Source organism: Pantoea latae (assembly GCF_002077695.1).
GTDB classification, from domain to species: domain Bacteria; phylum Pseudomonadota; class Gammaproteobacteria; order Enterobacterales; family Enterobacteriaceae; genus Pantoea; species Pantoea latae.
Map to the genome: position 1 here is coordinate 279,742 of NZ_MWUE01000004.1, position 22,960 is coordinate 302,701.

General features: G+C 62.7%; 23 protein-coding genes and 1 riboswitch. Of the genes, 7 read left to right on the top strand and 16 right to left on the bottom strand.

Annotated features, from left to right (window positions below):
* Nucleotides 1-20: 20 nt before the first annotated feature.
* The gene (locus tag B2J69_RS02760; protein WP_081136373.1) at nt 21-1,625 is read left to right on the top strand and encodes an inorganic phosphate transporter; all 1,605 of its coding nucleotides are present in this window, start codon (nt 21-23) and stop codon (nt 1,623-1,625) included.
* A 16-nt stretch (nt 1,626-1,641) separates the two neighbouring features.
* Here B2J69_RS02760 and B2J69_RS02765 read toward each other — a convergent pair whose 3' ends face one another.
* The 4 genes from B2J69_RS02765 to B2J69_RS02780 form a co-directional block, all read right to left on the bottom strand.
* Nucleotides 1,642-2,829 (bottom strand): MFS transporter, encoded by a 1,188-nt coding sequence (locus B2J69_RS02765; RefSeq protein WP_081136141.1) that lies wholly within the window; start codon nt 2,827-2,829, stop codon nt 1,642-1,644.
* A 72-nt stretch (nt 2,830-2,901) separates the two neighbouring features.
* On the bottom strand, nt 2,902-3,852 hold the full coding sequence (gene dusC / locus B2J69_RS02770) for a tRNA dihydrouridine(16) synthase DusC (RefSeq protein ID WP_081136145.1): 951 nt from the start codon (nt 3,850-3,852) through the stop codon (nt 2,902-2,904).
* Between the two features lie 4 nt (nt 3,853-3,856).
* A complete protein-coding gene (rhlE, locus tag B2J69_RS02775) occupies nt 3,857-5,206 on the bottom strand; it encodes an ATP-dependent RNA helicase RhlE (protein ID WP_081136148.1) in 1,350 nt (449 codons plus the stop codon).
* Between the two features lie 204 nt (nt 5,207-5,410).
* The gene (locus B2J69_RS02780) at nt 5,411-5,803 is read right to left on the bottom strand and encodes a YbhQ family protein (RefSeq protein ID WP_081136150.1); all 393 of its coding nucleotides are present in this window, start codon (nt 5,801-5,803) and stop codon (nt 5,411-5,413) included.
* Nucleotides 5,804-5,982: 179 nt separating this feature from the next.
* On the opposite strand from B2J69_RS02780, the gene B2J69_RS02785 reads away from it, so the two are divergent.
* The 3 genes from B2J69_RS02785 to B2J69_RS02795 are packed head-to-tail and all read left to right on the top strand — an operon-like array spanning nt 5,983 to nt 8,953.
* Nucleotides 5,983-6,744: an endonuclease/exonuclease/phosphatase family protein gene (locus B2J69_RS02785; protein ID WP_081136153.1), complete on the top strand. Its 762-nt coding sequence runs from the start codon at nt 5,983-5,985 to the stop codon at nt 6,742-6,744.
* Nucleotides 6,741-7,985 carry a cardiolipin synthase ClsB gene (gene clsB / locus B2J69_RS02790; protein WP_081136156.1) on the top strand — a complete coding sequence of 415 codons (1,245 nt, stop codon included), beginning with the start codon at nt 6,741-6,743 and terminating at the stop codon, nt 7,983-7,985. The genes B2J69_RS02785 and clsB overlap by 4 nt, the downstream gene beginning before the upstream one ends.
* Entirely contained in the window at nt 7,985-8,953 is a 969-nt protein-coding gene (locus B2J69_RS02795; protein WP_081136159.1) for a lysylphosphatidylglycerol synthase domain-containing protein, read from the top strand. Before clsB ends, B2J69_RS02795 begins: the two co-directional genes overlap by 1 nt.
* Nucleotides 8,954-8,995: 42 nt before the next feature.
* Here B2J69_RS02795 and B2J69_RS02800 read toward each other — a convergent pair whose 3' ends face one another.
* Both B2J69_RS02800 and B2J69_RS02805 read right to left on the bottom strand, forming a co-directional pair.
* Nucleotides 8,996-9,703, bottom strand: coding sequence for a Bax inhibitor-1/YccA family protein (locus B2J69_RS02800; RefSeq protein ID WP_081136162.1), 708 nt, complete (start codon nt 9,701-9,703; stop codon nt 8,996-8,998).
* A gap of 92 nt (nt 9,704-9,795) precedes the next feature.
* On the bottom strand, nt 9,796-10,884 hold the full coding sequence (locus B2J69_RS02805) for a DUF1615 domain-containing protein (RefSeq protein WP_407944730.1): 1,089 nt from the start codon (nt 10,882-10,884) through the stop codon (nt 9,796-9,798).
* Between the two features lie 155 nt (nt 10,885-11,039).
* Between B2J69_RS02805 and B2J69_RS02810 the strand changes: the two genes are divergently transcribed.
* Nucleotides 11,040-11,825 carry an OBAP family protein gene (locus tag B2J69_RS02810; protein WP_081136168.1) on the top strand — a complete coding sequence of 262 codons (786 nt, stop codon included), beginning with the start codon at nt 11,040-11,042 and terminating at the stop codon, nt 11,823-11,825.
* Here the strand turns inward: B2J69_RS02810 and moaE are convergent.
* The 5 genes from moaE to moaA all read right to left on the bottom strand — a co-directional run bounded on the left by moaE (nt 11,822) and on the right by moaA (nt 14,518).
* Nucleotides 11,822-12,274, bottom strand: a complete 453-nt coding sequence (gene moaE, locus B2J69_RS02815; protein WP_081136171.1) for a molybdopterin synthase catalytic subunit MoaE — start codon at nt 12,272-12,274, stop codon at nt 11,822-11,824. The genes B2J69_RS02810 and moaE overlap by 4 nt on opposite strands.
* Before the next feature lies 1 nt (nt 12,275).
* A complete protein-coding gene (gene moaD, locus B2J69_RS02820; RefSeq protein ID WP_081136174.1) occupies nt 12,276-12,521 on the bottom strand; it encodes a molybdopterin synthase sulfur carrier subunit in 246 nt (81 codons plus the stop codon).
* On the bottom strand, nt 12,514-12,996 hold the full coding sequence (gene moaC / locus B2J69_RS02825; protein WP_081136177.1) for a cyclic pyranopterin monophosphate synthase MoaC: 483 nt from the start codon (nt 12,994-12,996) through the stop codon (nt 12,514-12,516). The genes moaD and moaC overlap by 8 nt, the downstream gene beginning before the upstream one ends.
* 3 nt (nt 12,997-12,999) lie before the next feature.
* The gene (moaB, locus tag B2J69_RS02830; protein WP_081136180.1) at nt 13,000-13,515 is read right to left on the bottom strand and encodes a molybdenum cofactor biosynthesis protein B; all 516 of its coding nucleotides are present in this window, start codon (nt 13,513-13,515) and stop codon (nt 13,000-13,002) included.
* Between the two features lie 16 nt (nt 13,516-13,531).
* Nucleotides 13,532-14,518 (bottom strand): GTP 3',8-cyclase MoaA, encoded by a 987-nt coding sequence (gene moaA / locus B2J69_RS02835; RefSeq protein ID WP_081136183.1) that lies wholly within the window; start codon nt 14,516-14,518, stop codon nt 13,532-13,534.
* Nucleotides 14,508-14,642, bottom strand: a riboswitch (molybdenum cofactor riboswitch). Its footprint overlaps the gene before it by 11 nt.
* Nucleotides 14,643-14,821: 179 nt before the next feature.
* On the opposite strand from moaA, the gene B2J69_RS02840 reads away from it, so the two are divergent.
* Nucleotides 14,822-15,727 (top strand): gluconeogenesis factor YvcK family protein, encoded by a 906-nt coding sequence (locus B2J69_RS02840; RefSeq protein ID WP_081136185.1) that lies wholly within the window; start codon nt 14,822-14,824, stop codon nt 15,725-15,727.
* 4 nt (nt 15,728-15,731) lie between these two features.
* Here B2J69_RS02840 and uvrB read toward each other — a convergent pair whose 3' ends face one another.
* Nucleotides 15,732-17,753, bottom strand: coding sequence for an excinuclease ABC subunit UvrB (gene uvrB, locus B2J69_RS02845; protein WP_081136188.1), 2,022 nt, complete (start codon nt 17,751-17,753; stop codon nt 15,732-15,734).
* Nucleotides 17,754-18,625: 872 nt separating this feature from the next.
* Here uvrB and B2J69_RS02850 point away from each other — a divergent pair.
* Nucleotides 18,626-19,348 carry an ABC transporter ATP-binding protein gene (locus B2J69_RS02850; protein ID WP_081136190.1) on the top strand — a complete coding sequence of 241 codons (723 nt, stop codon included), beginning with the start codon at nt 18,626-18,628 and terminating at the stop codon, nt 19,346-19,348.
* 3 nt (nt 19,349-19,351) lie between these two features.
* On the opposite strand, the gene bioD is transcribed toward B2J69_RS02850, so the two are convergent.
* Genes bioD through bioB form a run of 4 tightly spaced genes read right to left on the bottom strand, consistent with a single transcriptional unit; the run spans nt 19,352 to nt 22,926 of the window.
* Entirely contained in the window at nt 19,352-20,020 is a 669-nt protein-coding gene (bioD, locus tag B2J69_RS02855; RefSeq protein ID WP_081136193.1) for a dethiobiotin synthase, read from the bottom strand.
* Nucleotides 20,017-20,772 (bottom strand): malonyl-ACP O-methyltransferase BioC, encoded by a 756-nt coding sequence (gene bioC / locus B2J69_RS02860; RefSeq protein WP_081136196.1) that lies wholly within the window; start codon nt 20,770-20,772, stop codon nt 20,017-20,019. Before bioC ends, bioD begins: the two co-directional genes overlap by 4 nt.
* The gene (gene bioF / locus B2J69_RS02865; protein WP_081136198.1) at nt 20,753-21,895 is read right to left on the bottom strand and encodes an 8-amino-7-oxononanoate synthase; all 1,143 of its coding nucleotides are present in this window, start codon (nt 21,893-21,895) and stop codon (nt 20,753-20,755) included. Before bioF ends, bioC begins: the two co-directional genes overlap by 20 nt.
* Entirely contained in the window at nt 21,895-22,926 is a 1,032-nt protein-coding gene (bioB, locus tag B2J69_RS02870) for a biotin synthase BioB (RefSeq protein WP_081136201.1), read from the bottom strand. The genes bioF and bioB overlap by 1 nt, the downstream gene beginning before the upstream one ends.
* Nucleotides 22,927-22,960: the final 34 nt, after the last annotated feature.

Below are 22,960 nucleotides of genomic sequence, written 5' to 3' on the forward strand. Positions count from 1 at the left end.
TACTCTCCACCGAGGTGTTTATGAGCGAAAACAGCTTATCGTCTTCCCCATCGGTTGCCGGCCGTCCCAATCTAGCGAGCAAGCGCAACCGGTTTTCCAGACCGCTGTTTCTGATTTTACTGGTCGCCGGACTCTCTTTCGCCGGCTTCAATCTGTTCAGCGACGTGCAGGAGACCGATACGCCGGTCACCAGCTATGTTCCTTTCTTTCTGCTCGGCCTGGCGCTGGTGATCGCGCTCGGGTTCGAGTTCGTTAACGGCTTTCACGACACCGCCAACGCGGTGGCGACGGTGATCTACACCCACTCGCTGACGCCCGGCGTGGCGGTGGTCTGGTCCGGGCTGTGCAACTTTCTCGGCGTGCTGCTCTCCAGCGGCGTGGTGGCGTTCGGCATTATCTCGCTGCTGCCGGTGGAGCTGATATTGCAGGCGGGCAGCGGCGGCGGCTTCGCCATGGTCTATGCGCTGCTCTTCTCCGCCATCATCTGGAACCTGGGCACCTGGTATCTGGGCCTGCCCTCCTCCTCGTCCCACACGCTGATCGGCTCGATTATCGGCGTCGGCGTCGCCAACGCGCTGCTGCACGGCCGCAGCGGCATGAGCGGCGTCGACTGGGATCAGGCGATTAAGATCGGCTACTCGCTGATCCTCTCGCCGCTGGTGGGCTTTATCTGCGCCGCGCTGCTACTGCTGGCGATGAAGGCGTTTATCCGCAACCGCGACCTCTATGAGGCGCCGACAAGCGACGCGCCGCCGCCCGCCTGGATCCGCGGCCTGCTGATCCTCACCTGCACCGGCGTCTCGTTCGCCCACGGCTCCAACGACGGCCAGAAAGGCATGGGGCTGATTATGCTGATTCTGGTGGGCACGATGCCGATCGCCTATGCGCTAAACCGCTCGCTGCCGCCGGATCAAATCCCGCGCGTGGCGGCGCTGGCGCAGGTGACGGAAAACCAGCTGCTGCAATTGCAGCCCGCCAGCGCGCAGCCGCCCGCCGCGCGCGACGTGCTCACCGACTATGTGCGCACCAACCAGCTGACCCCCAACGTGCTGCCCGCGCTGGCGCTGACGCTGGGCGATATCAGCGATCAGATCCGCCGCTACGGCTCAATGGAGAATATTCCAGCGCAGGCGGTCTCCAACACCCGTAATCAGATGTACCTGACCTCGGAGTCGATCAAGCATATTCAGGCGAATAAGGTGCCGATGCCGGAAGAGACGCAGCGCAATCTGACGGCGATCAAGCAGGAGCTGGACAGCGCCACGCGCTTTATTCCGATGTGGGTGAAAGTGGTGGTGGCGATTGCGCTCGGCCTTGGCACCATGGTGGGCTGGCGACGCATTGTGGTCACCGTTGGCGAGCGCATCGGCAAAACCCACCTCAACTATGCGCAGGGCGCCAGCGCGGAGCTGGTGGCGATGGCGACCATCGGCGCGGCGGACAGCTTCGGCCTGCCGGTCTCCACCACCCACGTGCTCTCGTCGGGCGTGGCGGGCAGCATGGCGGCGAACCGCTCGGGTTTACAGCTCGCCACGCTGCGCAATCTGGCGATGGCGTGGATTTTGACGCTGCCGGTCTCTGTCCTGCTGGCCGCCGGGCTCTACGCCCTCTTCTCGCAGTTCTGACGCTGGCGGCGCGGCGCTATGCCGCGCCGCTGTCGCGCCGCGTCAGACGCAGCGTGATGGCGAAGGCGCCCAGCACCATCATCGCCGCCGCCAGATAAACCGACTGCATGCCCCAGTAGCCGATCAGCAAGCCCGCCACCGGGCCGGTCAGGCCGAGCCCCAGATCGAGAAACGCCGAGTAGACGCCGAGCGCCGAGCCCTGATCCTGCCGCTCCACCTGCTTTACCGCCTCCACGCCCAGCGCCGGGAAAATCAGCGAGAAGCCGCAGCCGGTCAGCAGCGCGCCGAGATCCACCAGCACACTGCTCTCTGCCTGCCAGATAATCAGCAGCCCCGCGCACTCCAGCAGAAACGAGAGCAGCGCGACGCGCAGCCCGCCGAAGCGCGTGATGGTGCGGCTGAACAGCAGGCGAAACAGCACAAAGCCGAGGCTGAACAGCGACAGCGCAAAGGCGGCGCCGCTCCAGTCGCGGCTGGCGAAATAGAGGGTAATAAAGGTCGAGATCACGCCGAAGCCGATGGTGCCGAAGCCGAGCGCCAGGCCGAACAGCCAGACGCGTGAAAAGACGCGGTGAAAGGGAATGCGCTGCCCCTGATTCACCTCGACCGCCGGCTTGCGGCTCGCCAGCAGGTAGCCCACCACGCCCATCACCGCAACCAGGCCGGCGAAGCCGCTGATGCCGAGTCCCTGATTGAGCAGCACGCCGAGCGGCGCGCCGATTGCCATCGCCAGATAGGTGGCGACGCCGTTCCAGGAGATGACGCGCGCCGTCTGCAGCGGTCCGACGATATTCATGCCCCACAGCGTGGAGCCGGTGCTGCTAAAGCTTTCGCCGACGCCGAGGAACAGGCGGCCAATCGCCAGCAGCAGCAGGCTGAGCCACGGCCAGTCGCGGCACAGCGCGGCGGCGATGGTCAGCACGCCGCTCATGCCGCACAGCAGCGTGCCGAGCATCACCACCCGCTTCGGCCCCAGACGATCCGCCAGCCGGCCCGACTGCGGACGGCTCAGCAGCGTGGCGAAGTATTGCAGGCTGATGATCAGCCCCGCCATAAAGGAGCTGAAGCCGAGCTGGTTATGCACGAAGCCCGGCAGCACCGCCAGCGGCAGCCCGACAGAGAGATAGCAGAAGAAGGTGAAGATCAGAACAGAGAGAATGCGTTTGTTGAGTTGACCGTTAGTCAGTACCGCGACATCAGACATAGCAGGCTGGCTTGTTGTGAAAAATGGCTTTCACTATACGCTTAGCCTGCTAACGGGTCGCCTGAATTTTTGTCACAGGGCCAGCGAAAGCGCCTGTTGATCAATCGCCTCGGCGATAGCGGCGGAGTGTTTCAGCGTGCGGATAGAGGTGAACAGGCCGTCAGCCTGCGGATAGGCTTTGCGCAGGTAGCCGAGCCACTGCTTGATGCGCGCGACGTGGTAGAGGCCGGTATCGCCCTGCTTCTCCAGCCGCGCGTATTTCTGCAGCAGCGCCACCACGTCGGGCCAGGCCATCGGCGCCTCGTTGTACTTCACCACCCGACTGAGATTCGGCACGTTAAGCGCGCCGCGACCGATCATCACCGCATCACAGCCGGTGGCGTTCATGCACGCCTGCGCGCTCTGCCAGTCCCAGATCTCGCCGTTCGCCACCACTGGAATACGCAGCCGCTGGCGGATCTCGCCAATCGCCTGCCAGTTGATCGCCTCAGCGCGGTAGCCATCCTCTTTGGTACGGCCGTGCACCACCAGCTCGCTGGCACCTGCCTGCTGCACCGCGTCGGCGATTTCAAAGCGCCGCTCGCCGGAATCCCAGCCGAGCCGCACTTTTACCGTCACCGGCAGATGCGCCGGCACCGCCTCGCGCATCGCTTTCGCGCCGCGGTAGATCAGTTCCGGATCTTTCAGCAGCGTGGCACCGCCGCCGCTGCCGTTAACCAGCTTCGACGGACAGCCGCAGTTGAGATCGACGCCCCACGAGCCTAATTCCGCCGCGCGCGCCGCATTCTCCGCCAGCCATTCAGGATACTGCCCCAGCAGCTGCAAACGCACCCGCGTGCCGGATGGCGTGCGGCTGCTGTTGTGCAGCTCGGGACAGAGCCGGTAAAAGGATTTTACCGGCAGCAGCTGATCCACCACGCGCAAAAACTCGGTGACGCAGAGGTCGTAGTCGTTGACCTCGCTCAGCAGCTCGCGCACCAGCGAATCCAGCACGCCCTCCATCGGGGCAAGCAACACCCGCATGGCGTTACGCGGTTCCGGTTTTCTTCGCAGCCGGACGACGCGACGGACGCGCAGGCCTGTCGCCCTGCGCAGGCTGGCCCTGACGGCGCGGCTGCGGCGCACGTTTATCGCCCTGCGGACGCGCTGACGACGGCGCGCCGCCCTGTCCACGACCGCGGCCGCGCGGCTGCTGTTGCTGTCCGCGACCGTTCTGAATCGGCTCCGCCTTGATGCTCGGATCCGGCTCGTAGCCCGGCACCGCCATACGCGGGATCTCGCGCTTCAGCAGACGCTCGATGTCGCGCAGCAGCTTGTGCTCATCCACGCAGACCAACGAGAGCGCGGCGCCGGTGGCAGCGGCGCGACCGGTACGACCGATGCGGTGCACGTAATCTTCCGCCACGTTCGGCAGTTCATAGTTCACCACGTGCGGCAGCTCTTCGATATCGAGACCGCGCGCGGCGATATCAGTGGCGACCAGCACGCGGATGGCGCCGGTTTTAAAGTCGGCCAGCGCGCGGGTACGGGCGCCCTGGCTTTTATTGCCGTGGATCGCCGCCGCGGTGATGCCGTCTTTGTTCAGCTGTTCCGCCAGGTGGTTGGCGCCGTGCTTGGTGCGGGTAAACACCAGCACCTGCTGCCAGTTGCCTTCGCCGATCAGCTGCGAGAGCAGTTCCCGCTTGCGCTTTTTGTCGACGAAGTGCACCAGCTGCGACACCTGCTCAGAGGCGGTGTTGCGGCGCGCCACTTCGACCTGCTCCGGGTTGTGCAGCAGTTTTTCCGCCAGGGTTTTGATGTCGTCGGAGAAGGTGGCAGAGAAAAGCAGGTTCTGACGCTTCGCCGGCAGCTTCGCCAGCACGCGGCGGATGTCGTGAATAAAGCCCATATCGAGCATGCGATCCGCTTCGTCCAGCACCAGCACTTCGATCTGCGACAGATCGACCGCGTTCTGGTGTTCCAGATCGAGCAGACGGCCCGGCGTGGCGACCAGAATATCGACGCCGCCACGCAGCTTCATCATCTGCGGGTTAATACTGACGCCGCCGAACACCACCAGCGAACGCAGCTCGAGGTATTTGCTGTAGTCGCGCACGTTTTCGCCGATCTGGGCGGCCAGTTCGCGCGTCGGGGTCAGGATCAGGGCGCGCACCGGACGGCGACCGCGGCCCGATGCGGCCTGAGTAGAAAGTTTTTGCAGCAGCGGCAGCGTAAAGCCAGCGGTTTTGCCGGTGCCGGTTTGCGCGCTGGCCAGCAGATCGCGGCCGGAGAGCACCACAGGGATCGCCTGGCGCTGAATAGGCGTAGGTTCACGGTAGCCCTGTTCAGCGACCGCACGCAAAATATCGGCGCTCAGGCCGAGAGAGTCAAAAGACATTAAGTGTGTTACTCCGGTCCGCCCTGACCGCGATTCACGGTGTAGTTTTCAGGGGGGAAAGTGACGCCAGCCGGGGGCTAACGTGTGAAAAGGGCACAAACTACGATGCGTAAGGCAGGCAGTGTAGCAGCTTTCGCCGCAGGGTGCGAGAAGGCCGCAAACAACAAGGCCACCCGAAGGTGGCCCTGTGGCGAACGCGGCGCGTTAGCTGCGTTTCTTCTGGATACGTCCTGGCGGCTCTTTCGCCAGCAGCGAAACCAGCGCCGGTCCCACCAGCATCACTACGCCCAGCGTGCCGATCAGCAACGCATTGTGGACATAGCGCGAGACGATAAACAGCGTCATCATCGCCGCGCCAAAGTAGTACGTGGTGGTCGCTTCTTCAAGATAATCACCGATGCGACGCAAACGAACACTACGCTGCAGGACCAGCATGGCGATAAACACCACGGCATAGGCGGCTACCAGCGTGCTGCACACTTCGGTCAGGGCTTTGTGCTGCCAGCCCCAGACCAGCGCGGCGATCACCAGCGCGTGCATGGCGATATGCACGCAGGTTTGTCCGGTGATGATTTGAACACGATTAGACCATTTCATTCTTTTCTCCTGGCAGACCCAACGGGTCGCCCAAGTGCAACCGGCCCAGGCCGGAAACGGTTTCCTCACTGTAAAGCAATTTTCGGACAACGCCCTAAATTTCCATCCTCATCCGCACCCGTTTGTGACAAAGACTACACTTTACTTCTGTTGCTGATGAAAAGGAGTGCGTCGAGAGTATGCCACAAACTAAGCAAGGATTTTCCCTTAAAGTCCTGACGATCAATACCCACAAGGGATTTACCACCTTTAACCGGCGCTTTATCCTGCCGGAACTGCGTGAAGCGGTTCGCGCCACCTCGGCGGATATCGTCTTTTTGCAGGAGGTGATGGGCACGCATGCCATCCATCCTTTACACCACGAGAACTGGCCTGGCACGCCGCACTACGAGTTTCTGGCCGACACCATGTGGAACGATTTCGCCTACGGGCGCAACGCCGTCTATCCGGAAGGGCACCACGGGAACGCGATTTTGTCACGCTTTCCCATCCAGGAGTATGAAAATCGTGATATTTCTGTTGCAGGAAGTGAAAATCGCGGCATGTTGCACTGCCAGATCGCCCTGCCAGAACCGCACGGCACGCTGCACGTTATCTGCGTGCATCTCGGGCTGAAAGCGGCGCACCGCCACGCGCAGATGAAGATGATGTGCGAGATGGTCGCCTCGCTGCCGCCTGACGCGCCGCTGGTGGTCGCCGGGGATTTCAACGACTGGCAGCTGCGCGCCAACCGCATTCTGAAGCACGGCGCGGGGCTAAAAGAGGTGTTCAGCATGAAGCACGGCCGGCCGGCGCGCACCTTTCCGGCGCGCTTTCCGCTGCTGCGCCTCGATCGCATCTACGTGCGTAACGCCACCGTCAGTCACCCCTGGGCGCTGCCGCGCCGTCCCTGGTCGCACCTGTCCGATCACGCCCCGCTCGCCGTGGAGATCCACCTATGAATTTTGAATGGCGAGATGGCAATCAGCTGCGCCTGCTGGAGAACGGCGAACAATTTTTCCCGCGCGTGTTCGGCGCGATACAGCGCGCCGAGCGCAGCGTGCTGCTGGAAACCTTTATCCTGTTTGAGGACGATGTCGGCAACGCGCTGCACCGCGAGCTGCTGGCCGCTGCGCAGCGCGGCGTGAAGATCGAGGTGATGGTGGACGGCTATGGCTCGCCGGATCTCTCCGATAACTTCGTCAACAGCCTGACGGCGGAGGGCGTGCGCTTCATCTATTACGATCCGCGCCCGCTGGTGATGGGGATGCGCACCAACGTCTTCCGCCGCCTGCACCGTAAAACCGTGGTGGTGGACGACACCATCGCCTTTGTCGGCGGCATTAACTTCTCCGCCGAGCACAACACCAGCTACGGACCGGAGGCGAAGCAGGACTATGCGGTCGAGGTCAAAGGCCCCATCGTGGCGGATATCACCCGCTACGTGCGCGAGGCGATGGGCAGCGAAGCGGTGACGCGCCGCTGGTGGGGCGGCCGCTCGCACCGCCCCGCCGTCAACGCCACGCCCGGCAACGCGCAGGTGCTGTTCGTCTATCGCGACAACGATGAGCATCGCGACGATATCGAAAAGCACTATCTCGATATGCTGCGCACCGCCAAAGAGGATGTGATTATCGCCAACGCCTACTTTTTCCCTGGCTACCGCCTGCTGCGCGAGATGCGCAGCGCGGCGCAGCGCGGCGTGCGGGTCAGGCTGATCGTGCAGGGCGAGCCCGATATGCCGATCGTCAAGGTTGGCGCGGAGCTGCTCTACAACTATCTGGTGGATGCCGGCGTCGAGGTCTATGAATATATTCGTCGCCCGCTGCACGGCAAGGTGGCGGTGCAGGATCGCCAGTGGGCCACCGTCGGCTCCAGCAACCTCGATCCGCTCAGTTTGTCGCTTAACCTCGAAGCCAACCTGATTATCTACGATCGCGATTTCAACCAGACGCTGCGCGATAATCTGGAGCAGCTGCTGGCGAAGGATTGCCAGCGCGTGCAGGAGGATCGGCTGCCGCCGCGCAACTGGTGGCAGCTGACCAAAAGCGTGGTGGTGTTTCACTTCTTACGCCATTTCCCGGCGATCGCCGGCTGGCTGCCCGCGCATACGCCGCTGATTGCGCAGGTCGATCCGCCGGTTCAACCGGAAATGGAGACGCAGGACCGGGTCGAAACAGACAATGAAGGGGCAAAATCCTGATGGCGGAAAAACATCCTAAATGGAAGCTGGCGAAAAAGGTGCTCACCTGGCTCTTTTTTATCGCGGTGATCGTGCTGCTGGTGGTCTACGCCCGCAAGGTCAACTGGGAAGATGTCTACAACGTTATCGTCAACTATAACCGCCTGGCGGTATTGAGCGCCGTGGCGCTGGTGATCGTCAGCTATCTCACCTACGGCTGCTACGACCTGATCGGCCGCGCCTACTGCGGCCACAAGCTGGCGAAGCGACAGGTGATGCTGGTGTCGTTTATCTGCTACGCCTTTAACCTGACGCTCAGCACCTGGGTTGGCGGCGTGGCGATGCGCTACCGGCTTTATTCGCGGCTGGGGCTGGACAGCGCCACCATCACGCGCATCTTTTCCCTCAGCATCGCCACCAACTGGCTCGGCTATATCCTGCTGGCGGGCGTGGTGTTTAGTGCGGGCATGGTGCCGATTCCCGGCGGCTGGTTTATCGGCGAGACCACGCTGCGCATTATCGGCGTGGTGCTGCTGGCGGTGGTGGCGGTCTTTCTCTGGGCCTGCGCCTTTTCAAAGCGCCGCAAGTGGACCATTCGACGTCAGACGCTGCAGCTGCCGTCGCTGCGCATGGCGCTGTTTCAGTTCGCGGTCTCTTCCGCTAACTGGCTGGTAATGGGCGCGATTATCTGGCTGCTGCTGGCGCGTCAGGTGGACTACCCCATCGTGCTCGGCGTGCTGCTGATCAGCAGTATCGCAGGGGTGATTATTCATATCCCGGCGGGGATCGGCGTGCTGGAGGCGGTGTTCCTGGCGCTGCTGAGCGGGCAGCACGCGTCGCACGGCACCATTATCGCCGCGCTGCTCGCCTATCGCGTGCTCTACTTTATCCTGCCGCTGCTGCTGGCGCTGGTGCTCTATCTGATGCTGGAGAGTCGCGCGAAGCATCTGCGCGCGAAGAATGAACAGAAACTGCAGAAGAGTGCGTAACGCAGATTCGCCCCATCCCCTTATCAGGGATGGGGCTTCTCTTTAGCGGCGGTTGCCGAAGATGCGCAGCAGCATCAGGAACAGGTTGATAAAGTCGAGGTAGAGCTTCAGCGCGCCCATGATGGAGTAGCGGCGCAGTGATTCGCGGTCACGCACGTCGATCTGCTCGCCCATCTGGCGTAGCTGCTGGGTGTCATAGGCGGTCAGACCCACAAACACCACCACGCCGATATAGGTAATCGCCCACATCAGCGCCGGGCTTTTCAGCCAGAAGTTCACCAGCGACGCCAGCACAATACCGATTAGCGCCATAAACAGCAGGCTGCCGAAGCGGCTCAGGTCGCGTTTGGTGGTGTAGCCGTAGAAGCTCATGGCGCCGAACATTCCCGCCGTCACAAAGAAGGTGCTGGCGATAGAGGTGTAGGTGTAGGCGAGGAAGATACTGGCCATCGTCAGCCCGGTGAGCACCGAATAGAGCATAAACAGCCCGGTCGCCAGCGCGCCGCTCAGGCGATGCACCATGCCAGAGAGCACAAACACCACCGCCAGCTGAGCGATAATCAGGCCGAAGAAGGTCATCCGGTTAGAGAAGATAAAGAACATAATGCGCTCGTTGCCGGCCGCATACCAGGAGACAAAGGCGGTCAGCAGCAGGCCGCAGGTCATCCAGCCGTAGACCTGGGCCATAAAGGTTTGCAGGCCGGTGGCGGCGGGCTGCACGAGCGAGTCATTGCGTGGATATCGGTCCATGATGCACCTCATGTTGGTGAAAAGGCGTCGGAAAACCGACGGACAGGCTTAAGTGTGGCACAGCACGCCTTAACTGCGCCACAATGCCGCACTCAGCGGCGCGACAGGCAGCTCTGATAACGGCTGTCGACGCGCTGGGCGAACCAGGCCGTGGTGAGATTACGGGTGATTTTCGGGCTTTCCAGCTTGATGCCCGGCAGCATCTCGCGCGGCAGCGGCCGACCGGCCATCTTGTCCGCCAGCGCGAAAACCTGCTTCCACAGCGTGCTGTCGCTAAAGCTCGCCTGCTCCCCTTTCTCCAGGTCGCGGCGGATGGCGCTGTCGCTCATGTCGATCTGCTTCGCCAGCGTGCGCACCGCCAGCTCCGTCGCGCCCGCCTTGTCGGATCCATAGAGGATCAGATCGCCGTCCAGCGCCAGCTTCATGCCGGTAGCGCGCGCCACCGCCGCCTGGAATGCGGCGTTGCGGCTGGCGTACCAGCCGGCGTTAAAATCGGCGAAGCGGTAGATCGGTTTACTGTAGTCCGCCGGGTAGCCCAGCAGATGCATAATGCCGAAGTACATGCCGCCGTGACGGGTAAAGACCTCGCGGCGGATCGATCCGTCGATCGGCCAGGGATAGCCTTTGGCGTGCGCTTCGGCGAAGCTGATGCTGACCTGCATTGGGCCGCCGGTGTGAATCGGATTGAGGTTGCCGAACAGCGTCTGCCCCATCGGCACCATATCGATAAAATCGTCGAAAATCGCGCTTAGCTCTTTTTCGCTGCGCACCTTATCGAGCCGCGCCGCATAACTTTCGCCGTTTGAGGATTTAATCATCAGTGCGGTGCGCACCACAAACGCCGGCACATGCACCTTCGCCGCACGGCGATCGATTTCGCCCCAGGCGATTTTCGGCAGGCCGGGCACCGCCGCCTCGGCGCTGAAGTTCGACTCCTGATCCGCCACGGCGATAGCAGCGCACAGGTTGCTGACGCTGGGGTCGATCTGCTGGGTGCGGAACGCGGTGTAGATATCGGTGGCCCAGCCCGGCTTGTCGCTGACGTGGGCGGGCAGCAGACGCTGGATCTGCGCCTTGACGTCGGCCGGCTGGCGCGCCGGCGCCTCGGGCGTTTTTTTGGTGCTACAGCCCGCCAGCACCAGCGCGGCGAGCAGCGAGAAACGTTTAAGCGAAAATGACACTGAGAGAGCGCTCCCTGCAGGAAAACAAACCCTTACCTTAGCACTGACGCGCCGACAAACCATCAGACAGGGCGTAAATTCCCGCCTTGCCGTCGCGCTTGCGAATCGGCGTTTCTCAGCCAGACTCCAGTTTTCTCGCGTAAAAGGACATAGTTATGCAAAAACTCTGGATCGGCGCCGCAGTGGCGCTCCTGCTCAGCGGCTGCGGCGCCAACAACACGCCGGCGCAGGTCGCCTCGCCCGGTGCGCCCACCTCGGCCAAAATGAAAGCGCTCGCCACCGGCGCAGACCTGCTGCAGTCACGACCGCCTATCGAGGCGATCAACACCTATCTCGACGGCTTTCACTTCTACAATGGCGACCAGAACGGCCAGATGGAGGCGCATCACTATGTGACGGTGCTGAACGATGACGTGATGCAGGCGGTGATTTACGACGGCAATACCAAAGACGCGCGGCTGATGGGCGTGGAGTACATTATCAGCGCGCGGCTCTATCAGACGCTGCCGCCGGAGGAGAAAAAGCTGTGGCACAGCCACGAATATGAGGTGAAGTCAGGCACCCTGATTGCGCCGGGCCTGCCGCAGGCGGCGGATCATGCGCTGATGGCGCGCATCGCCAACACCTACGGCAAAACCTGGCACACCTGGCACACCGATCGCGATAAAACCCTGCCAATCGGCATTCCGGCGCTAATGATGGGCTTTACCGCCGACGGTCAGCTCGATAATCGTTTGCTGGCCGATCGCGACAAACGCTTTGATATCGACAGCCGCAAGGTGCGGGCGTCGCGCGCCGATATCGTCACGCAGCCGGTGCTGCCGGGCGCCAACGCCTGGCAGCGCGGCGAGGTGATCCAGCTTAAACGCGTCTCTGGCGGCGGCGAGCATGCGCACGGCCAGACCCATTTTGGCCCGGCGGAGCAGCTCAGTAAGCCTTAATCCCAGCGCTGCGCGGCCTGATGGTCGCTGTCGCGGGCGTCGACCCAGCGATCGCCCTGTTCGGTGGCCTCGCGCTTCCAGAACGGGGCGCGGGTTTTCAGGTAGTCCATAATGAACTCTGCGGCGGCGAAGGCGCTGCCGCGGTGCGCGCTAGTGACGCCGACAAACACGATCTCATCGCCGGGAAACAGCTCGCCGATGCGGTGGATCACGCTGACGCGCTGGAGCGGCCAGCGGCTGCGCGCCTCGTCGACAATCTCCTGCAGCGCCTTTTCCGTCATGCCGGGATAGTGTTCGAGCGTCAGCGCCGCGACGCTGTCGCCGAGATTGTGATTGCGCACTTTTCCGCTAAAGGTCACCACCGCGCCGTCGGCGTCGGAGGTAGAGAGCCAGGCGTACTCGTCGGCCATGCTGAACGGCGCCGCGCCGACGCGGATCTGCGTTGCCATCTCAGCCTCCCGTGACCGGCGGGAAAAAGGCCACTTCATCGCCCGCCTGCAGCGGATGCGACATCGGCACCAGCGTCTGGTTCACGGCGGCCAGCAGCTTGCCGGAATCGAGCGCCAGCGCCCAGCGGTCGCCTTTTTGCGCCAGCGCGTCGCGCAGCGTCGCCACGTCGGGGAAGGCCTCGGGCATCTGCAGCGCGCTGGTGCCTACCAGCTCGCGCACCTGGGCGAAAAACAGCACGTTAATCATGGGTCACCGCCTGGAAATCGCCGGACTTGCCGCCGCTTTTGCTCAGCAGACGCAGCTGGTCGATAACGATATCTTTCTGCACCGCTTTACACATGTCGTAGATGGTCAGGGCCGCCACCGAGGCGGCGGTCAGCGCCTCCATCTCGACGCCGGTTTTGCCGCTCAGGCGGCAAAGCGAGGTGATGCGCACGCGCTGATGTTCCGGCTCGGCGACCAGGTTGACTTCGACCTTGCTCAGCATCAGCGGATGACAGAGCGGGATCAGCTCCCAGGTGCGCTTGGCGGCCTGAATGCCGGCGATACGCGCGGTGGCAAAGACATCGCCTTTGTGGTGGCTGCCGTCGACGATCATCTGCAGCGTATCGGCGGCCATCAGCACCAGCGCTTCCGCGCGCGCCTCGCGCACCGTTTCCGCTTTGGCCGAGACGTCGACCATATGGGCTTCGCCCGCGGCGTTAATATGGGTCAGTTGCATGGCTTACAGCTTCTTTAAGTGTGAAACGAAATTACAGGGGCCGGTGCGGGCGTCGATCTGGTCGGCGATAATGCGCTCCCAGGCGCTCTCGCAGGCGCTGGTCGATCCCGGCACGGCGAAGATCAGCGTGCCGTTAGCGATGCCGGCGACGGCGCGCGACTGCAGCGTCGAGCCGCCGATATCCTCCCAGGAGAACATGCGGAACAGCTCGCCAAAGCCCTCTATTTTGCGATCGAACAGCGGCTCAATCGCCTCTGGCGTGATGTTCTTCGCGTTGAATCCCGTGCCGCCGTTGATCACCACAACCTGCACGTCCAGGCTGGCGATCCAGCGCGACACGATGGCGCGAATGCGGTAGCGATCTTCACCGACAATGGCGTGATCCACTACCACATGACCGGCTTCATGCGCTGCGGCGCGCAGGTAGTCGCCAGAGGTGTCGCTGCTGGCGTCGCGTCGGTCAGAGACGGTCAGCACCGCCAGGTTGACCGGAATAAACTCACCCGTAGATTTGCCCATTGTCTCGCTCCTGAGATTATCCGCCGATAAAGGAAAGGTTCTGCGTGATGCCGGTATTGCCCTGGTGCAGGAAGTGCGTCTGCTTCTTCTCGCCCAGGCTGTGGGCAATGCGCGCCTGCAGCTCCGCCTGCTGATCGTCGGAAACCAGCAGATCGCGCAGCGACACGCCGCTGTCGCCGAACAGGCAGAGATGCAGATTGCCGTGCGCCGAGACGCGCAGACGGTTGCAGCTGGCGCAGAAGTCGCGCGAATAGGGCATAATCAGGCCGATCTCGCCGACGTAGTCAGGATGCCAGAACACCTGCGCCGGGCCGTCGCTGCGGCCGCGTTCGCGGCGCTGCCAGCCCTGCGCCACCAGCTGGTCGCGGATCACCGCGCCAGAGACGTGCTGATCGCGGAACAGCGCGCCGCCCTCGCCCGTCTCCATTAGCTCGATAAAACGCAGCTGGATCGGGCGGGTGCGGATCCACTCCAGGAAGGTGTGCAGGCTGCGGCTGTTGAGGTCGCGCATCAGCACGCTGTTGACTTTAACCTGCTGGAAACCGGCGTCAAAAGCGGCGTCGATGCCCGCCATCACCTGATGGAATTTGTCCTGACCGGTGATGGCGTGGAACTGGCGCGCGTCGAGGCTGTCTACGCTGACGTTCAGCGCGGTCAGTCCGGCGTCGCGCCAGGCGGCGACGTCGCGCGCCAGCCGATAGCCGTTAGTGGTGACGGCGATCTGGCGAATGGCGCGGTTTTCCCGCACGGCGGCGATAATGTCGGTAAAATCGCGACGCAGCGACGGCTCGCCGCCGGTCAGACGCACCTTTTCGGTGCCGGCCGCGGCGAAGGCGCGCGTGACGCGTCGGATCTCATCGAGCGAGAGAAAGCTTTTGTTGCGCACGCCCTGCGGTTTATAGCCGTCGGGCAGGCAGTAGGTGCAGCGGAAGTTACAGACATCCGTCACCGAGAGACGCAGGTAGTAAAACCGACGTGCAAATGCATCAGTAAATTGTGACACCAGAACACCTTTTCCAAGTACGGGAGATGCAGGCATTTCTTTCTGCACCCTGGCAGCGCGTCGGCTGCGGCCTGAACCCCCTATCGTTTGACTTAGGCATTCAGGCTTTGAGTGTATGTCGCCCACATGGACGACATGGTTGGCAAATGGTAGCGCGATTTTTGCCGCTCTGCCATCCACTATGTGCGCTATATATATTGATATATAACGTATTTTCGCCGCATTTTCGCGACAGTAGGGTTAAAATAGCCCGCTAAAAAAGGCGCCGGTACGACGTGTCGGCTGCGGGCGTAAAGAGGAACTATGAACCGAACTTTGTCAGATCTCGATCGCGTGGTGGCGCTGGGCGGCGGACACGGCCTGGGACGCGTGATGTCCGCGCTGTCGCCGCTGGGTTCGCGCCTGACCGGCATCGTCACGACCACCGACAACGGCGGCTCTACCGGACGCATACGTCGCTCAGAGGGCGGCATCGCCTGGGGCGATATGCGCAACTGCATTAATCAGCTGATCACCGAGCCGAGCGTCGCCTCGGCGATGTTTGAGTATCGCTTCGCCGGCAACGGCGAACTCGCCGGACATAACCTGGGCAACCTGATGCTGAAGGCGCTGGATCACCTGAGCGTGCGCCCGCTGGAGGCGATCAATATCATTCGCAACCTGCTCAAGGTCGACGCCTTTTTGATCCCGATGTCGGAGCAGCCGGTGGATCTCGTGGCGTTAGACAGCGAAGGCAATATGGTTTACGGCGAAACGGCTATCGACGCCATGCAGCAGCCGCCGCAGGAGCTGATGCTGCACCCCAACGTCGCGCCAACGCGCGAAGCGCTGGAGGCGATCGCCGAAGCGGATTTGATCCTTATCGGCCCTGGCAGCTTTTACACCAGCCTGATGCCGAGCCTGCTGATGGAGGAGATGGCGCGCGCGCTGCGGCGCACCCCTGCCACCATGGTGTTTATCGGCAACCTGGGGCGCGAGCTGAGTCCGGCCGCCGCCAGCCTGACGGTGGCGGATAAGCTGGCAATGATGGAGAAATATATCGGCAAACGGGTGGTTGACGCGGTGGTGGTCAGCCCCTCCGCCGACACGGCTGGCGTGGAAGATCGCCTGATCGTGCGCGAACCGCTGGAGGCCGCCGATATCCCCTATCGTCACGACCGCCAGCTGCTGCGCGTGGCGCTGGAGCACGCCATCCAGCGCTTTAGCTAAGCCGCTAGGAGGCGGCGATAAAGAGCTCGCGCAGCTGATGCAGCTTGTCGCGCACGTTCGCCGCCTCTTCGAACTCCAGGTTTTGCGCGTGCTGCTGCATCTGCGTCTCCAGCTCGTGGATTTTCTTCTGCAGCGCCTGTGGCGTCAGCGCCAGATAGCTGGCGTCCGCCTCGGCGGCGCTGCGGCTGCTGGCTTTGGCCTTGCCGCGCGTCTTGATGACGTTTTGACCCAGCTCGAGGATATCGGTGATCTTCTTGTTGAGCCCCTGCGGCACAATGCCCCTTTCCTCATTGTACTTCTGCTGCTTCTCGCGACGACGCTCGGTCTCCTCAATGGCGCGCGCCATCGAGTTGGTGATGCGATCGGCGTAGAGGATCGCCTTGCCGTTAACGTTACGCGCGGCGCGGCCAATGGTCTGGATCAGCGAGCGCTCAGAGCGCAGGAAGCCCTCTTTGTCCGCGTCGAGGATCGCCACCAGCGACACTTCCGGCATATCTAACCCTTCGCGCAGCAGGTTGATCCCCACCAGTACGTCAAACTCGCCGAGGCGCAGATCGCGGATGATCTCCATACGCTCGACGGTATCGATATCGGAGTGGAGATAGCGCACCTTCTCGCCGTGCTCTTCGAGATACTCGGTGAGATCTTCCGCCATGCGCTTGGTAAGCGTCGTCACCAGCACGCGCTCGTTAATGGTGACGCGCTTGCGGATCTCCGACAGCAGATCGTCCACCTGGGTCGCCACCGGGCGCACCTCCAGCAGCGGATCGAGCAGGCCGGTCGGACGCACCACCTGATCGATTACCTCGCCGCCCGATTTCTCCAGTTCGTAGTTGCCTGGCGTCGCCGAAACGTAGATGGTCTGCGGCGCCAGCGCCTCGAACTCTTCAAATTTCATCGGACGGTTGTCGAGGGCTGAAGGCAGGCGGAAGCCATACTCCACCAGCGTCTCTTTGCGCGCGCGGTCGCCTTTATACATGCCGCCGATCTGCGGAATGGTGACGTGCGATTCATCGACGATCAGCAGCCCGTCGGCGGGCAGGTAGTCGAACAGGGTCGGCGGCGGCTGGCCCGGCCCGCGCCCGGAGAGGTAGCGCGAGTAGTTTTCGATGCCTGAGCAGTAGCCCAGCTCGTTCATCATCTCCAGATCGAACTGGGTGCGCTGCGTCAGGCGCTGCTCTTCCAGCAGCTTATTGTTCTCCAGCAGCACGCGCCGGCGATCCGCCAGCTCGACTTTGATATCTTCCATCGCCTGCAAAATACGTTCGCGCGGCGTCACGTAGTGGGTTTTCGGATAGATAGTAAAGCGCGGCACGGTAGAGAGGATCTGCCCGGTCAGCGGGTCGAACAGCGACAGCCGCTCGACCTCTTCGTCGAACAGCTCGACGCGCAGCGCGGTATCTTCCGACTCCGCCGGGAAAATATCGATCACTTCACCGCGCACGCGGAAGGTGCCGCGCTGAAACGCCTGGTCGTTGCGCGCATACTGCAGCTCCGCCAGACGGCGCAGAATGCTGCGCTGGTCGATAATCATGCCGCGCGTCAGGTGCAGCATCATTTTCAGATAGAGATCGGGGTCGCCCAGGCCATAGATAGCGGAGACCGACGCCACCACGATAACGTCGCGGCGCTCCAGCAGCGCTTTGGTGGCGGACAGACGCATCTGCTCGATATGTTCGTTTACCGAGGCGTCTTTTTCGATAAAGGTGTCGGAGCTGGGCACATAGGCTTCTGGCTGATAGTAGTCGTAATAGGAGACGAAGAACTCCACCGCGTTATCGGGGAAGAACTCTTTCATCTCACCATAGAGCTGCGCCGCCAGGGTTTTGTTGGGCGCCAGCACCATCGCCGGCCGGTTGAGATCGGCGATCACGTTGGCGACGGTAAAGGTCTTGCCGGAGCCGGTCACGCCGAGCAGCGTCTGATGGGCAAGACCATCCTCCAGCCCCTCTTTGAGGCGACGAATCGCCTCTGGCTGGTCGCCGGAGGGCTGGAAGGCGGAATTTAGTTTAAAGACTTTACTCATGACTTGCGGTTCCTGCTGAAGAATGCGGCGGGTAGCCGAGTCATTTTACTCTGCCGTGGCGATTTTGCCAGAAAATAATACTGGATAAATCACCAGTAAGCGGGCAAAGTGAGGTGCGCAGGCCGCGCCGCGCTTAAGCAGGCGTAACAAGGAGAAAAGGTTTTTGCCGTTGCGCAAGGTTATCCCCAGCCGGAGCGGATTTATAACATTTGTCAAGAGAACGTCATTAAATTTCAGTCAGGTTACGCAGCGGATAAATCTCAGGCTTGTTTTTTAATAACTCGCTGTTTTTAAAAAAATTATGCTAAAAGCCCAGTTTCTCAGCATTATGTAACCAGGCCGCGTATTTCCTCGCTTGCGCTCTGTTTTCACGGTCTAATGCACAAGGTTATCCACAGGAATAGTGGATAACTAAGCACAGCCCTTTGCCCATCGGCTGTGCATAATTTTTTGTCCTTAAGCCGCACGCGTGAAAAAAAATTTTTTCCGCTTTAATTCCTGCCAGAAACGGCGACCTTCGCTATGCTTTTTCAGCCTGCCGCCTGCTTTTTGCTCAGCCGCCTCCGCCAGCAAGACAGGACATAATTCAACAGGCTGCCCGTTTGTTGCTCTAATGCACCAGAAACGTTAAGTCATTAGCACCGTGAAAGTGCAGCACCCTGATTAACCCTGGCAATTGTTAAGCACCATTTACCAATAACCGGTAAATCGTGCCTGCCCGCGCCGGTTTAAGGGGAAGACGATCCTGGCCCGCTAATTGCAGGGTATTTCCGCAAGAAAATGTCGGGGCGAGCGCGCCGCCGTGGAAGACTTGTTTGCCATACGTCAAAGCGCGGAAGCATTCAGGCGAAATCTGGAAAGAGGAGAGTCAGATGCTGAGTTTACGTTCGGTGAATCAGTTTTACGGGCAGAACCATATTCTGTGGGATGTGGATCTCGACCTGCCGCCCGGCACCTGCACCGGCGTGCTGGGCCGTCCAGGCATGGGCAAAACCACGCTGGTGAACTGCATCATGGGTCGGCTGCCTATTAACAGCGGCTCAATGACCTGGCAGGAAGATGGATCGCCGCCGCGCGATATGCTGCTGCAGCCCGCCGAACAGCGCGCGCGCATGGGCATTGGCTATGTGCCGCAGGGGCGGCATATTTTTTCACAGATGAGCGTAGAGGATAACCTGCTGATCGCCCTGCTGGCAGGCAGCGGCCAGGGGGACAAATCGCACGTTATCCCTGAGATGGTGTTTGACCTGTTTCCCGCGCTCTATTCGCTGCGGCAGCAGCGCAGCGGCGAGCTGCCGGTCGACCAGCAGCAGCAGCTGGCGCTGGCGCGCGCGCTGGTGCTGCGTCCCAGGCTGCTGATCCTCGACGAGCCAACCGACGGCATGTCGCCGTGGCTGGAAGAGGAGATGGGCAACCTGATCCGCCGCCTCAATCTCGATTACGGCCTCACCATTCTGCTGCTGGAGCAGCGCGTGTCGCTGATCCGCCGCGTCGCCGACTACTTTCTGCTGCTGCACCGCGGCCGCAACGTGGCGCAGGGGCGCGTGGCGCAGCTCGACGACGTCACCGTCGACAAGTGGCTGACGGTGGGCTGAAGGCTACGTCGGCAGCGTCAGGAAGCGGCCGCACTCCGCCTGCGCCGCCGCATCCGGCAACCAGGGGATCTCGCCGAGAAACGGCGCGGGAAGGCGCTGTTTCAGCGTCGCCATATAGGCCTGATGGCGCTTGCCCGGCGGCTCGATATCGTTGGCGATCCAGCCCGCCAGCCGCAGGCCGCGCGCCAGCACCGCATCGGCGGTGAGCATCGCGTGGTTAATACAGCCCAGTTTGACCCCGACCACCAGGATCACCGGCAGCTGCTCCTGCGTCACCCAGTCGGCGAAGGTTTGCGTCTCTGACAGCGGCGTATACCAGCCGCCTGCGCCCTCTACCAGCACCCATTCCGCCTCTGCCTCCAGCGCGCGCAGCCCCTGCGACAGCGCCTCGAACGCTATCGGCCTGCCCTCTTCCGCGCTGACGATATGCGGCGACGTCGGCTCGATAAACGCCAGCGGATTTACCTGTTGGTAGCTAAGCGTCAGGCTGCTGTAGCGCTGCAGCGCCAGCGCGTCGCTGTTGCGCACCCCCTCTGGCGTCTGTTCGCTGCCGGAGGCAACCGGCTTATAGCCCGCGGTGCGATAGCCCGCCGCGTTTGCCGCCTGCAGCAGCGCGCCGCTCGCCACGGTTTTGCCGACCTCGGTGTCGGTGCCGGTGATAAACCATTTCATCGTTGTGTGACTCCAAAAAGCAGTTGATAGGTCAGACGGTAGCCCTGCGCGTCGCGCGGCCACAGCGTTTCCAGCTGCGCCAGCCGCTGCCGCGTGATCGGCGTGCCGTCCCGGCCCTGATGCAGATGGGTGGCGCCGATCCCTTTCAGCGAGCGCATCGCGCTCAGCGCGCTGGGAAAGTGCATCACCAGCGTCTGCGGAACAAAGCGCAGATTCAGCCCGTCGCCCGCCGCGCGCACCTGCGCCTCGGTTAAAAAGCGGTTGGCGCGCTCGCCGCCGCCCAGCGGCCGCCAGGCGTCGTGCACCTCCTGCAGCGAACCGGCCAGCAAGGTCGAAAAGAGCATGACGCCGTCGGGACGCAGCACGCGGGCGAACTGCTGCAGCGCGGTGCGCAGATCGCTGCTCCACTGCACCGCCAGGTTGCTCCACACCCGATCAACGCTCCCACTCGCCAGCGGCAGCGCGTCAATATCGCCCGCCAGATAGAGGCTGGCCGCGTCGAGGCGGCGCGCCTGTTGCAGCATCTGCGGCGAGAGGTCGAGCGCCACCACGCGCTGCCCGCGCTCGCGCCACAGGCGGCTGTACCAGCCGGTGCCGCAGCCCGCGTCCAGCAGATCGCCGCACGTCGTGGGCGGCGCCAGCGCCAGCAGCGCGTCGCCGCAGCGGCGCTGTAGCTCGGCGTGCTGTTCGTAGTGGCCCGCCGCGCGGCCAAAGGCGCGCGCCACCGCGGCTTTATTCACCGGCAGCGTCATGCAGCGCCTCCAGCAGTGCGTCGATATCATCCGGCCGGTGCGCGGCGGTCAGGGTGATGCGCAGCCGCGCGGTGCCGGGCGGCACGGTGGGCGGACGGATGGCGCTGACCCAGCAGCCCGCCTGCGCCAGCCGCTGCGACAGCGCCAGCGCGGCGCCATTTTCACCGACGATCAGCGGCTGTATCGCGCTGGCAGAGGGCATCAGCGACCAGGGCAGGCCCGCCGCGCCGGTGCGGAAGCGCTGAATATTGTCCTGGAGCCGCTGGCGCAGCGCGTCGCCGCGCTGAATTTCGCCCAGCGCCGCCAGCAGCGCGCTCGCCTGTGCGGGCGGCATCGCCGTGGAGTAGATAAGATGACGGGAAAACTGCAGAAAATAGTCGGCGGTGGCGTCGTCGCACAGCAGCGCCGCGCCGCTGACGCCGAAGGCTTTGCCGAAGGTCACCACCAGCAGATCGGGCCTGACATCCTGCTGCCAGCAGCTGCCGCGCCCCTGCTCGCCCACCACGCCGATGCCGTGAGCGTCATCCACCAGCAGCCAGCCGTCAGCGCGTCGGGTGGCCGCGGCGATCGCCGCCAGCGGCGCGCTGTCGCCATCCATGCTGAAGATGCCCTCGGTGATCACCAGCGTTTCGCCGCTGCACGACGACGCCAGCCGCTGCGTCAGGCTGTCGACGTTGTTATGGTGAAAGCGACGCAGCTCGGCGGGCGTGTGGCTCGCCGCGTCCAGCAGCGAGGCGTGCGCCAGCCGGTCGGCGATCAGGCGATCCTGTTTTTGCGCCAGCAGATGCACCACCGCCTGGTTGGCGGCAAAGCCAGAGATAAACAGCAGCGCGCGCGAATAGCCGAGCCAGTCGGCGAGCTGCGACTCCAGTTCGGCGTGGCAGCGGCTGTAGCCGGTGACGTGGCCCGACGCGCCGGCGCCGGGCGCGCCCTGACGCCAGCCGGCGATCACCGCCGGATGCTGGCTCAGGCCGAGATAGTCGTTGCTGGAGAAGTGACGGTAACTCTTTCCCTCTACCTCCAGCGTGCGGGTGTCGTTGTGCGTGACGAGGCGGCGCTGACGCCAGCCAGCAGCGGCGCGGCGCGCTTCCAGCGCCTGCGCCATTCGGGCCGGGAAGCTCATTACAGCGCCGCGTTGTAGAACTGTTCGCTGTCGGCGTGTAACAGCTGCTCGCTTAGCTGCTGCTGCTGCTCGTTGTCGCCGTGCGCGGTGTGGCTATGCTCCGGGTTAAGGCCCAGCTTGCGGAACAGCAGCAGGTCCTTATCCTCTTCCGGGTTCGGCGTGGTCAGCAGCTTGCAGCCGTAGAAAATTGAGTTGGCGCCCGCCATAAAGCACATCGCCTGGGTCTGCTCGCTCATCTGCTCGCGGCCCGCCGACAGGCGCACGTGCGAGGTCGGCATCATGATGCGCGCCACGGCGATGGTGCGGATAAAATCGAACGGCTCGACGTCGTCGTTGTCCGCCAGTGGCGTGCCTTTCACCTTCACCAGCATGTTGATCGGCACGCTCTCCGGCGGGGTCGGCAGGTTCGCCAGCTGCACCAGCAGCCCGGCGCGGTCGCTGACGGTTTCGCCCAGCCCGACAATGCCGCCCGAGCAAACTTTAATCCCTGCGCCGCGCACTTTGCCGAGCGTATCCAGCCGCTCCTGGTAGGATCGCGTGGTGATAATGCTGCCGTAAAACTCCGGCGAGGTGTCGAGGTTATGGTTGTAAAAATCGAGTCCCGCGCCCGCCAGACGCTGCGCCTGGTTGTCGCTGAGGGTGCCGAGCGTCATGCAGGTTTCCATCCCCAGCGCCTTCACGCCCTGCACCATCTGCTCAAGATAGGGCATATCGCGGTCGTGGGGGTTTTTCCACGCTGCGCCCATGCAGAAACGGCTGGAACCCGCCGCTTTCGCTTTGCGCGCCGACGCCAGCACCTCCTGCACCTCCATCAGCCGCTCTGACTCCAGCCCGGTTTTATAGCGCGCGCTCTGCGGACAGTATTTACAATCCTCCGGGCAGGCGCCGGTTTTGATCGACAGCAGGGTGCTGACCTGAACCTGACGCGGGTCGAAATGCTGGCGGTGAACCTGCTGCGCCTCAAACATCAACTCGAGAAAAGGTTTATCAAACAGCGCCTGCGCCTGCGCCAGCGTCCAGTGTTGTGCCATTGCTTACTCCAAAAAAAAGGGGTTCATCCCGACG